11 protein-coding genes and 1 tRNA gene are annotated in these 11777 nt (G+C 66.6%); all 12 read right to left on the bottom strand.

What is annotated here, in order from left to right; genetic code table 11:
* Positions 1-591: IF-2-associated domain-containing protein (locus D183_RS24080; RefSeq protein WP_039726237.1), on the bottom strand; the 591-nt coding region annotated here is incomplete at its 3' end.
* A 95-nt stretch (positions 592-686) separates the two neighbouring features.
* Positions 687-2198, bottom strand: a complete 1512-nt coding sequence (nusA, locus tag D183_RS0105600) for a transcription termination factor NusA (RefSeq protein ID WP_017908136.1) — start codon at positions 2196-2198, stop codon at positions 687-689.
* The gene (gene rimP / locus D183_RS0105595) at positions 2195-2800 is read right to left on the bottom strand and encodes a ribosome maturation factor RimP (protein WP_017908135.1); all 606 of its coding nucleotides are present in this window, start codon (positions 2798-2800) and stop codon (positions 2195-2197) included. Before rimP ends, nusA begins: the two co-directional genes overlap by 4 nt.
* 207 nt (positions 2801-3007) lie before the next feature.
* Positions 3008-3084 (bottom strand) — tRNA-Met (locus D183_RS0105590).
* A 207-nt stretch (positions 3085-3291) separates the two neighbouring features.
* Positions 3292-4767 carry an NADH-quinone oxidoreductase subunit NuoN gene (gene nuoN / locus D183_RS0105585; protein ID WP_026143462.1) on the bottom strand — a complete coding sequence of 492 codons (1476 nt, stop codon included), beginning with the start codon at positions 4765-4767 and terminating at the stop codon, positions 3292-3294.
* A 36-nt stretch (positions 4768-4803) separates the two neighbouring features.
* On the bottom strand, positions 4804-6306 hold the full coding sequence (locus D183_RS0105580) for an NADH-quinone oxidoreductase subunit M (RefSeq protein ID WP_017908133.1): 1503 nt from the start codon (positions 6304-6306) through the stop codon (positions 4804-4806).
* Positions 6307-6326: 20 nt separating this feature from the next.
* Positions 6327-8474: an NADH-quinone oxidoreductase subunit L gene (nuoL, locus tag D183_RS0105575; RefSeq protein ID WP_017908132.1), complete on the bottom strand. Its 2148-nt coding sequence runs from the start codon at positions 8472-8474 to the stop codon at positions 6327-6329.
* A 7-nt stretch (positions 8475-8481) separates the two neighbouring features.
* Positions 8482-8787, bottom strand: a complete 306-nt coding sequence (gene nuoK / locus D183_RS0105570) for an NADH-quinone oxidoreductase subunit NuoK (RefSeq protein WP_017908131.1) — start codon at positions 8785-8787, stop codon at positions 8482-8484.
* Positions 8784-9431 (bottom strand): NADH-quinone oxidoreductase subunit J, encoded by a 648-nt coding sequence (locus D183_RS0105565; RefSeq protein WP_017908130.1) that lies wholly within the window; start codon positions 9429-9431, stop codon positions 8784-8786. Before D183_RS0105565 ends, nuoK begins: the two co-directional genes overlap by 4 nt.
* Positions 9432-9440: 9 nt before the next feature.
* Entirely contained in the window at positions 9441-9929 is a 489-nt protein-coding gene (gene nuoI, locus D183_RS0105560) for an NADH-quinone oxidoreductase subunit NuoI (protein ID WP_012915532.1), read from the bottom strand.
* A gap of 3 nt (positions 9930-9932) precedes the next feature.
* Complete coding sequence (gene nuoH, locus D183_RS0105555) at positions 9933-11024, bottom strand: NADH-quinone oxidoreductase subunit NuoH (protein ID WP_017908129.1); 1092 nt, start codon at positions 11022-11024, stop codon at positions 9933-9935.
* Positions 11021-11777, bottom strand: a 757-nt coding sequence (locus D183_RS0105550) for a molybdopterin dinucleotide binding domain-containing protein (protein WP_017908128.1), incomplete at its 5' end; no start/stop codon positions are given. The genes D183_RS0105550 and nuoH, both read right to left, overlap by 4 nt.

The raw sequence follows: 11777 nt of genomic DNA, 5'->3' as shown, positions 1-11777 counted from the left end.
GGACGGCGCCGCAGCCGGCGGCGCCGACTCGGCGTCCAGCGCGGCCTGGGCCGCGCGCTGCTCGGCCTCGGCACGCTCGCGCGCTTCCTGCTCGGCCTTGCGCTTGCGCTCGATTTCCTCGGCGCGCGCGCGATCCTGCTCGGCGAGCTTCTGCTGTTCGGCCAGATTGCGCTGCTTGGATTCCTCCAGCTTGCGCAGGATCTCGGCGCGCTCGTCGTCCACCCGTCCGCCCGCGGACGGCGCCGCACGCTCGGCGGCCAGGTCCTCGGCCGACTTCACGTAGGTGCGCTTCTGCCGGACCTCGACGTTGACCGTGGTCTTGCTGCGCCCGGCGCTGACCGTCACTTCCTGCAGCTTGCGCCGGTTCAGGGTGATCTTCTTCGGCGCGGCCTGGGCCTCTTCCTCGACCGGCTTGTCGGTCTTGCCGTGGGTACGGCGCAGGAAGCCCAGCAGCTTCATCTTTTCGGTGCTGGTGACGACCTGGTCGGGACCGCTGAACTTCATCCCGGCGTCGGCCAGTTGAACCAGCAGTTTCTCGACCGGCGTGTTCACCAGTTCGGCCAGCTTGCGGATGGTGGTTTGCTGCGACATTCGGATCCTATGATCTGGTTGGCGCCCCCTCGCCGCGTGCGAAGGTAGCGCGGATTCTAAGCCCTGATCGGGTCAGGGCGGCATTCATCGCTGACTCATTCGCCGCGCTCCAGGCGGGCGATCTCCTCGGCGCGGGCGGCCAGGATCAGGGCCGCGGCGCGGTCCTTGTCCAGGTCCTCGATGCCGAACTCGAGGATTTCGTCGGCAGCCAGATCCGACAGGTCCTCGCTGGTACGTACGCCATGGCCGGCCAGCGCGTAGGCGGTGGCTTCGTCCATGCCCGGCAGCGACAGCAGGTCCGCCGCCGGCACACCGTCGTCGTCGCTCTCCTCGGCGGCCAGCGCCTCGTTGAGCAGCGCGTCGCGGGCACGCGCGCGCAGTTCCTCGACGATGTCCTCGTCGAAGCCTTCCACCGCCAGCAACTCGCCGACCGGCACGTAGGCGATTTCCTCGACCGAGTTGAAGCCCTCGGCGACCAGGATCGCGGCGATCTCCTCGTCCACTTCCAGCTTGTCCATGAACAGCTGGCGGGCCACGGCCTGCTCGGCCTCGGACTTGGCCGCGACCTGCTCGGCGGTCATCACGTTGAGCTGCCAGCCGGTCAGGCGGCTGGCCAGGCGCACGTTCTGGCCGCCCTTGCCGATCGCCTGGGCCAGGCGGTCTTCCGCCACCGCCAGGTCCATCGAGTGCTTTTCTTCATCGACGATGATCGACTGCACCTCGGCCGGCGCCATCGCGTTGATGACGAAGTTGGCCGGGTTGTCGTTCCACAGCACGATGTCCACGCGCTCGCCGTTGAGCTCGTTGGACACCGCCTGCACGCGCGACCCGCGCATGCCGATGCAGGCGCCGATCGGATCGGTGCGGGTGTCGTGCGCCAGCACCGCGATCTTGGCGCGATCGCCCGGATCGCGTGCGCAGGCCTTGATCTCGACCAGGCCCTGGCCCACTTCCGGCACTTCCAGCTTGAACAGCTCGATCATGAATTCCGGCGCGGCGCGGCTGATGAACAGTTGCGGGCCGCGCGGCTCCGAACGCACTTCGGCCAGGTAGCCGCGGACGCGGTCGCCGGCGCGCAGCACGTCGCGCGGGATGCCCTTGTCCTTGGGAATGAAGGCCTCGGCGTTGCCGCCCAGGTCCACGTAGATGTTGCCGCGCTCGGCGCGCTTGACCACACCGGTGACCAGTTCGCCGACGCGATCCTTCCACGCGTCCACCACCTGCTGGCGCTCGGCCTCGCGCACGCGCTGCACGATCACCTGCTTGGCGGCCTGCGCGGCGATGCGGCCGAAGTCCGGATTCTCGATCTGCTCTTCGATGTAGTCGCCGACGTCCACGCCCTCGGCCTCGTCGACCGCGTCCATCAGGCGGATCTGCCGGTCGGGCGATTCCATCACCACATCGTCGGCCACCACTTCCCAGCGCCGGAAGGTTTCGTAGGTGCCGTCCTTGTGGTCGATGGTGACGCGCGTCAGCACGTCCTGGTCGGGGTAGCGCTTCTTCGCCGCCGACGCCAATGCGGCCTCGATCGCGTCGAAGATCACTTCGCGCGGCACGCCCTTTTCGTTGGCCACCGCGTCGACTACCAGCAACAGTTCCTTGCTCATTCTTTCGCTCCGCGCGCAGCCTCGTCGGCCGCCGGTTCGTTGGATGGTTTCTTATTGGATTTTGCGTTCTTGCCGGCCGGCTTCGGGCCCTTGCCCGGCTTGGTCGGCGCCAGACCCAGCGCCGCCCAGTCGGGCATGATCCGCGCCTTGTCGATGTTGTCGAAGTCCACCGCCAGTTCGGCGCCGTCGACCTCGAAGATGATGCGGCCGGCAGCGGCGTCGGCCTGCACGATGCGCCCCTGCAAGCGACGACGGCCCTGCTGCGGCAGCTTCAACACCACCTTGGCCGATTCGCCGAGGTGACGGGAAAACTGTTCGGCGCTGAACAGCGGCCGGTCCACGCCCGGCGAGGACACTTCCAGCGTGTAGTTGCCGCTGATCGGGTCTTCCACGTCCAGTTGTGCCGACACCTCGCGGCTGACCCGCTCGCAATCGTCGATGTTGACGATGCGCTCGGGCTGCTCGGCCAGCGGCACGTCGATGTACAGGCGCAGCGTGGCGCCGCCGGGGGCCGGCAGGTATTCCGCGCCCAGCAGTTCCAGGCCCAACGCGTCCACGGTCGGGCCCAGCAGAGTCGCGATTTCGTTTGCCTTGTCGCTCACAGCCTGCCTTGCATCTGAAAAGGTTGAAAAGTCGATTGCGTGCATTTCCCGGACCCCGGAAACGACAAAGGGCCCTCTGGGCCCCTTGTCCGGTAAAACTCCGGTCACGCTGGATTCCGGTTGCGACGACGGGAACATGCGTCATCGCGAAGCCCAAACTTCCCTGCCGCAGACAACCGATGCACTGGTTGCCGCTGCAGACAAAGATGGTAGCGGGGGCAGGATTTGAACCTGCGACCTTCGGGTTATGAGCCCGACGAGCTGCCAGACTGCTCCACCCCGCAGCAGAAGCGGAATTATGAAGAATCAGTGCGTCGATTGCAAGCCCTGATTTTCATCTCGATGCGGTAGCGACGCTGCCGTTCGAAGGACGCCATGATAACCGCACACGATGGAAAACGAAACAACAATCGCATCGCCGAATGCAAAAACGCCAACGCCGCCTTGCGGCGGCGTTGGCGAAAAACAGCGGGAAAACCGCCCTTTCGCGATCAGGCCAGGTGCGCGAAGGCGCGCTGGCACCACGCCATCAGCGGGCTCCAAGCCAGGCCGAAGGCCAGCAGGCCCAGCGCGTTGACGCCCAGCGCCACGCCCAGCACGCGGTCGTCGTTGGCCGGCAGCGGCGTGCCGACCGGCTCGTCGAAATACATCACCTTGATCACGCGCAGGTAGTAGAACGCGCCGATCACCGCGCACAGCACCGACAGCACCGCCAGGCCGGTCCACCACAGGTTCTGGTCGGGCACCGCGACGACCGCGCCCAGCACCGCCAGCTTGGCCCAGAAGCCCAGGAACGGCGGCACGCCGGCCAGCGAGGCCATGATGCACAGCACCAGCAGCGCCATCCACGGGTTGCGCGCGTTCAGGCCCTTGAAGTCGTCGATGTTCTCGGCCTCGAAGCCCTTGCGCGACAACGCGATGATCGCGCCGAACGAGGCGGTGGACATCACCGCATAGCAGATAGCGTAGAACAGTGCCGCCGCATAGCCGCGCTCGCCGCCGCCGGCCACGCCCAGCAGCAGGAAGCCGATGTGCGAGACCGTGGAATACGCCAGCATGCGCTTGAGATTGCTCTGCGCCACCGCCATCAGGTTGCCGACCACCAGCGACAGCGCCGCCAGGCCGCCGATCACCCAGTGCCACTGCGCCGCCAGCGGGCCCACGCCCACTTCCAGCAGGCGGTAGGCCATGCCGAACGCGGCCAGCTTGGACGCCGAGCTGATGAACAGCGCGATCGGCGCCGGGGCGCCCTGGTAGACGTCCGGCAGCCACATGTGGAACGGCGCCGCGCCGAGCTTGAAGGCGACACCGGCGATCATGAACACCGTGCCGGTGAGCAGCAGCATGTGCTCGCGGCCGTTGCCGATCGCCTCGTGGATGCCGCTCAGGCTCAGCGTGCCGGTGGCGCCGTAGATCAGCGACATGCCGTACAGCAGCAAGCCCGAGGCCAGCGAACCGAGCACGATGTACTTCATCGCCGCTTCGGTGGCCATGCCGTTGTCGCGGTTGGAAGCGACCAGCGCGTAGGAGCACAGCGCCAGCAGTTCCAGGCCCAGGTAGACCATCAGCAGGCTGCCGGCCGAGACCAGGATCATCATGCCGACCGTGGCGAACAGCACCAGCACCGGGATCTCGCCCTGGTACAGCTTGCGCTCGCGCAGGTAGCTCCAGCCGTAGATCAGGGTCAGCGCGCTGAGGCCGACGATCACCGTCTTCATCACGTCGGCGGCGGCATCGCGCACGAACATGCCGTTGAACACCTCGCCCTGCCCGCCCACGCCGGCCAGCAGCATCGCGAACACCGCGACCAGGATCGCCACCGAGACGATGTGGGTCCAGGCCTTGTTGCGCTCGCTGATGAACAGATCGAGCATCAGCAGGAAGAAGGCACCGGCGGTCAGCACCAGCTCGGGCAGCAGGGGCGGCAGGTCGACGGTGGTCAGAGGCAGCAGCGCAGGGGTGGTCATCATCAAATCTCTGGAATCAATACGCTCGACGGCCGCTTACAGCTTGCTGGTGGCGATCTGCGCCGCCAGCTTCGCGATCGAGGGCTCCATCAGGTCGGTCAACGGCTTCGGATACAGGCCCAGGGCGAGCACGCCGAGCGCGAACACGCCCAGCACCAGCGCCTCGCGGCCGTTGATGTCCTTCAGCTCGGCCACGTGCGCATTGGCGACCTCGCCGAAGAACACGCGCTTGTAAAGCCACAGGGTGTAGGCGGCGGTGATCACCAGGGTGGTCGCCGCGCCGAAGGCCAGCAGCGGGTGCGCCTGGAAGCTGGCCATGATGACCATGAACTCGCCGACGAAGCCGCTGGTGCCCGGCAGGCCCGCATTGGCCATGAAGAACAGCATCGCGAAGGTCGCGAACCACGGCATCACGTTGACCACGCCGCCATAGTCGGCGATGCGGCGGGTGTGCATGCGGTCGTACAGCACGCCGACGCAGGAGAACATCGCGCCGGACACGAAGCCGTGCGAGATCATCTGCACCATCGCGCCCTGCAGGCCCAACCGGGCCGCATCGGTGCTGCCGAAGCCGACCAAGGCGAAGGCGACGAAGGTGCCGAGGGTGACGAAGCCCATGTGCGCGATCGACGAGTAGGCGATCAGCTTCTTCATGTCGTCCTGGACCAGGGCGACCAGGCCGACGTAGATCACCGCGATCAGCGACAGCGCGATCACCAGCCACGCCCACTCGTTGCTGGCATCGGGCAGGATCGGCAGGTTGAAGCGCAGGAAGCCGTAACCGCCGATCTTCAACGCGATCGCCGCTAGGATCACCGAGCCGGCGGTCGGCGCTTCCACGTGCGCGTCCGGCAGCCAGGTGTGCACCGGGAACATCGGCACCTTGACCGCGAAGGCGATCAGGAAGGCGAAGAACAGCCAGGTCTGCTCCTTCGAGGTCAGCGACAGCTGGTAGAGGTCGGCGAGCTGGAAGCTGCCGCCCTTCAGGTACAGGTAGATCAACCCGACCAGCATCAGCACCGAACCGAGGAAGGTGTACAGGAAGAACTTGACCGCGGCGTAGATGCGGCGCGGGCCGCCCCAGATGCCGATGATCAGGAACATCGGGATCAGCATCGCCTCGAAGAACACGTAGAACAGCATCGCGTCGGTGGCGGAGAAGATGCCGACGGTGACGCCTTCCAGGATCAGGAACGCGGCCACGTACTGGTTGACGCGCTTGTCGATCGAGGTCCACGCGCCGATCAGCGCCAGCACCGTGACCAGCGTGGTCAGCACGATCAGCGCCACCGCGATGCCGTCGGCGCCGAGGTTGTAGCCGATGTCGTATGCCGGGATCCAGGCATGTGTCTCGACGAACTGCAGCGCGTCGCTGGCGTAGTCGAAACCGGTGAGCAGCGGCAGGCTGAGCGCGAAGGTCAGCAACGCCACCAGCAGCGACGCCCAGCGCGCCGCACGCGCATCACGCAGGGCGAGCACCAGGGCGCCGCCGATGATCGGCAGCCAGATCAGGATGGAGAGTAGAGGCCAGTTCGACACGTGTTCTTATTCCGTACAGGTCAACGCCAGAAATGCATCAGCACGCCCAGCAGGGCAATGAGACCGACGATCATCGCGAAGGCGTAGTGATAGAGGAAACCGGATTGCGTGCGACGCAGCAGATTGGCCGCCAGGTCGATCACGCGTGCGGTGCCGTTGACCATGACGCCGTCCACGACATGCGTATCCACCGCGCGCGACACCTTGCCCAGGCGCACGCCGCCGCCGGCGAAACCGCCGATCCAGAGCTTGTCGAAACCGTACTTGTTCTCGAGGATCCACACCGGCACCGAGAAGGTCTTGCGCGCCTTCGCCGCCAGTTCCGGCTTCCACAGGTACAGGATCCAGGCCAGGGCGAAACCGGCCAGGGTCAGGAAGAACGGCGGCTGGGTCAGGCCGTGCAGGGCGAACGCGACCGGGCCGTGGAACTCCTCGGCCAGCGCGCCGACGGTGTCGCGCGCCGGATCGTAGAAGTCGACGATGCCGGTGAAGAAGCTGACCGCCTGGCCCTTGATCGCCGCCGCGGCATGGTGCCCCGCCCAGTCGGTGCCGAACAGCATCGGGCCGATGGTGAAGAAGCCGATCGCGATCGACGGGATCGCCAGCAGGATCAGCGGCACCGTCACCACCCACGGCGACTCGTGCGGTTCGTTCGCGCCGTGGTGGCCGTGGCCGTGATCGTCGTGTGCGTGATCGTCGTGGGCATGCGCACCGTGGGCGTCGTCATGATGCGCATCGTGGTGCGCACGCGCATCGCGGAAGCGCTCCTGGCCGTGGAAGGTCAGGAACAGCAGGCGGAAGCTGTAGAAGCTGGTGATCAGCACGCCGCCGAGCACGGCCCAGTAGCCGTAGGTCGCGATCCAGCCATGCGAGGTGTGCGCGTGGTGCTGCGCCGCCTCGATGATGGTGTCCTTGGAGTAGAAGCCGGCGAAGAACGGGGTGCCGACCAGCGCCAGGGTGCCGATGACGCTGGTCCAGTAGGTGATCGGCATGTACTTGCGCAGGCCGCCCATCTTGCGCATGTCCTGCTCGTGGTGCATGCCGATGATCACCGAGCCGGCCGCCAGGAACAGCAGCGCCTTGAAGAAGGCGTGGGTCATCAGGTGGAACACCGCGGCCGAGTACGCCGACACGCCCAGCGCCACGGTCATGTAGCCCAGCTGCGACAGCGTCGAGTAGGCGACCACGCGCTTGATGTCGTTCTGCACGATGCCGATCAGGCCGGTGAAGAACGCGGTGGTGGCGCCGACGACCAGCACGAAGTTCAGCGCGGTCTGCGACAGCTCGAACAGCGGCGACATGCGCGCCACCATGAAGATGCCGGCGGTGACCATGGTCGCGGCGTGGATCAGTGCCGAGATCGGGGTCGGGCCTTCCATCGAGTCCGGCAGCCACACGTGCAGCGGCACCTGCGCCGACTTGCCCATGGCGCCGATGAACAGGCACACGCAGATGATGGTGGAGACGTTCCAGGCATGACCCTGGAACAGCTGCACCTGGGCCAGACCGCCGGCGGCATCGCTGCCCAGCACCGCGGTGGCGTTGGCGAACACGCTGGCGTAGTCCAGCGTGCCGAACCACAGCAGCACGCCGGCGATGCCGAGGATGAAACCGAAGTCGCCGACGCGATTGACCAGGAACGCCTTCATGTTGGCGAACACCGCGGTCGGGCGCTTGAACCAGAAGCCGATCAGCAGGTAAGACACCAGGCCCACCGCTTCCCAGCCGAAGAACAGCTGCAGGAAGTTGTTGCTCATCACCAGGCTCAGCATCGAGAAGGTGAACAGCGAGATGTAGCTGAAGAAGCGCTGGTAGCCCGGATCGTCGGCCATGTAGCCGATGGTGTAGATGTGCACCAGCAGCGACACGAAGGTCACCACCACCATCATCATCGCGGTCAGGCGGTCGACCATGAAGCCGACGTGGGCCGAATAGTGGCCGACCTCGAAGAAGGTGTAGAGGTTCTGGTTGAACGGCGAGGCGCCCTGCCCGACCAGCTGGTACAGGGTCCAGCACGACAGCGCGCAGCTGACCGCCACGCCGAGGATGGTGGCGAACTGCGCGCCCTTGCGGCCGACCTGACGGCCGAACAGGCCGGCAATGATGCTGCCGACCAGCGGGGCCAGCACCACCGCGATCAGCAGACTCTTGGAGAGCGTAATTTCCATCTGCAGGTCAGCCCTTCAGCGAATCGACTTCGGCCACATTGATCGTGTGGCGGGTACGGAACAGCGTCACCAGGATCGCGAGGCCGATGGCGGCTTCGGCCGCGGCCACGGTCAGGATGAAGAACACGAACAACTGGCCGGCGGCGTCGCCGAGCTCGCGCGAGAAGGCGACGAAGTTGATGTTGACCGACAGCAGCATCAGCTCGATCGACATCAGCAGCACGATGACGTTCTTGCGATTGAGGAAAATGCCGGCCAGGGCGATGCAGAACAGCACCGCGCCGAGCGCCAGCAGATGGCCTAGGGAGATCATGGCTGGCCCTCCTGCGATGCCGGCGGAGTGTGGAGCGTGGGCTTTTCGGCGGCCATCTTGACCATGCGCAGACGGTCGCCGGCCTTGACCCGCGACTGGTCGCCCGGGTTCTGGGTCTTGATGCCGGTGCGCTTGCGCAGGGTCAGCATCACGGCGGCCACGACCGCCACGGTCAGGATGATCGCGGCGAACTCGAACGGCAGCAGGAACTGGGTGAACAGGGTCTTGGCCAGCCAGGTGATGTTGGAGGTGTCGGCGGCCTGCGCCGCGGCGTTGTCGGCCGGGAACGGCGCCGCGCTGCGCGCCTTCACGCCGATCAGGGTGACCATCTGCACCAGCATCGCCACTGCCACCACCAGGCCCACCGGCAGGTAGCGCACCCAGCCTTCGCGCATGCGGGCGGTGTCGATGTCCAGCATCATCACCACGAACAGGAACAGCACCATCACCGCGCCGACGTAGACCAGCACCAGGGTCACGCCGAGGAACTCGGCGCCCACCAGCAGCCACACGCAGGCGATGGAGAAGAACGTCAGGATCAGGCACAGCACCGCGTACACGGGGTTGCGCACGCTGATCACCGCGCCGGCGGCAACCGCGGCGATGGTGGCGAAGATCCAGAAAGCGATATTGACCCAATCCATTTCGGAACCTCAGCGGAAGGGAGCGTCGGCAGCGCGGCGCTCGGCGATCTCGGCCTCGAGCCGGTCTCCGATCGCCAGCAACTGCGGCTTGGTGACGATGTTCTCGCCGCGCTTTTCGAAGTGGTACTCCAGCACCTGGGTCTCCACGATCGAATCCACCGGGCAGCTTTCCTCGCAGAAGCCGCAGTAGATGCACTTGAACAGGTCGATGTCGTAGCGGGTGGTGCGGCGGGTGCCGTCCTCGCGCTTGGTCGAGTCGATGGTGATCGCCAGCGCCGGGCACACCGCCTCGCACAGCTTGCAGGCGATGCAGCGCTCTTCGCCGTTGGGATAGCGGCGCAGCGCGTGCAGGCCGCGGAAGCGCGGCGACTGCGGGAACTTCTCCATCGGGTACAGCACGGTGTACTTGGGACGGAACGTGTACTTCAAGGTCAGCCACAGGCCGCCGAGCAGCTCGAGCAGCAGCAGGCTCTTGAAGTAATGGGTGATTTTATTCATCGCTTACACGCCCTTCTGGATCACGCCGTAGAACACCATCAATGCCGTCACCGCGATCCATACGATCGTCAGCGGGATGAACACCTTCCAGCCCAGGCGCATGATCTGGTCGTAGCGATAGCGTGGGAAGCTGGCGCGGAACCAGATGTACGCGCTGGCGAAGAACAGCACCTTCATCAGCAGCCACGGCCAGCCGCCGGTCCAGATCCAGTTGACCCACGGCGAGATGTCCGCGGTGACCCAGCCCTGGATCGGGCTCAGCCAGCCGCCCAGGAAGAAGATCGAGACCAGGAAGCTGACCAGGATCATGTTGGCGTATTCGGCCAGGAAGAACAGCGCGAACGCACCGCCCGAATACTCGACCATGTGGCCGGCGACGATTTCCGACTCGCCTTCGACCACGTCGAACGGCGCGCGGTTGGTCTCGGCCACGCCGGACACCCAGTACACGATGAACAGCGGGAACAGCGGGATCAGGAACCAGTCGAAGAACCCGGAGCTGCCGGCCTGCGCCTGCACGATCGTGCTCAGGTTCAGGCTGCCGGCCGCGATCATCACGCCGACCAGGGCGAAGCCCATCGCGATCTCGTAGCTGACCACCTGCGCGGCCGAGCGCATCGCGCCGAGGAAGGCGTACTTGGAGTTGGACGCCCAGCCGGCCAGGATGATGCCGTACACGCCCAGCGAGGTCATCGCCAGCAGGTACAGCAGGCCGGCGTTGGCGTTGGACAGCACCAGCTTGGCGTCGAACGGCACCACCGCCCAGGCGGCGAAGGCCGGCGCCAGGGTGATCAGCGGCGCGATCACGAACATCGCCTTGTGCGAGCTGCTGGGCTGGATGATTTCCTTGAACAGCAGTTTGAAGACGTCGGCGAAGGCCTGGAAGATGCCCATGCCCACGTACATCGGCCCGTGGCGCACGTGCATCCAGCCGATCAGCTTGCGCTCCCAGACCACGTAGAACGCCACCGCGATGATCACCGGCATGGCGATCAGCAGGATCTTCAGCACGATCCACAGGACCACGCCGAGGGCGCCCAGGCCGAGGAACCACTGGTGCAGCGGGTCGACCACGTTCAACAGCATCTCGTTCATGCAGCCACCACCGTCACCCGACCGGCGCCCAGCGGCGCGGTCGCGCCGTGGCCCGTTTCGATCCAGGCCGCACCCGGCGCGACCCGCTTGTCCGTCGCCAGCGGCAACGTGGCGCTACCCGCCGCGGTACCGACCTTGACCATCTGCCCGTCGCTCAGGCCCAGGCGCGCCGCCTCGTCCGGATGCAGCGCAATGCCCGGCGCGCGGTTCAGCGGATGCTGCTGCAGCGCCTGCGCGCGGCGCACCACCGCATCGGTGCGGTAGATCGCCGGACTGGCGGCCAGTTCCAGGCCCTCGTCCTGGCGTGCCGGCTGCGCCGAGCTCGCCGCGGCGACCTCGCGCGGCTGCAGGCCGTCGCGCAGCCCGGCCAGGTCGATGAACTCGAAGCCGGGCAGGCCCAGCTCGCCGCCGAGCGCGCGCAGTACGCGCCAGCCCTCGCGGGCCTCGCCCGGCAGCTTGCCGCCGGCGCGGGTGCGCTGGTCGCTGCCGTTGAGGTTGGTCAGCGTCGCCTCGATTTCCGGCAGCGCGCCGATCGGCAGGATCACATCGGCCACGTCGCGGGTGGAGGCGCAGGCGAAGTGGCTGAACGCCACCACCTTGGCGCCGGCCAGCGCGCTGCGCGCGGCGGCGGCGTCGGCGAAGTCCAGGCCCGGCTCCAGGCCGTACAGCACGTAGGCGCTGCGCGGCTCGGCCAGCATCGCGGCGACGTTGCGACCGCGCGGCAGCACGCCGTAGCGCGACAGGCCCAGCGCG

Source organism: Xanthomonas sp. SHU 199, assembly GCF_000364665.1.
In the GTDB taxonomy this organism is placed as follows: Bacteria; Pseudomonadota; Gammaproteobacteria; order Xanthomonadales; family Xanthomonadaceae; genus Xanthomonas_A; species Xanthomonas_A sontii.
Note: the sequence above shows the minus strand (reverse complement) of the source record. Positions and strands in the feature narration are given on the sequence as shown.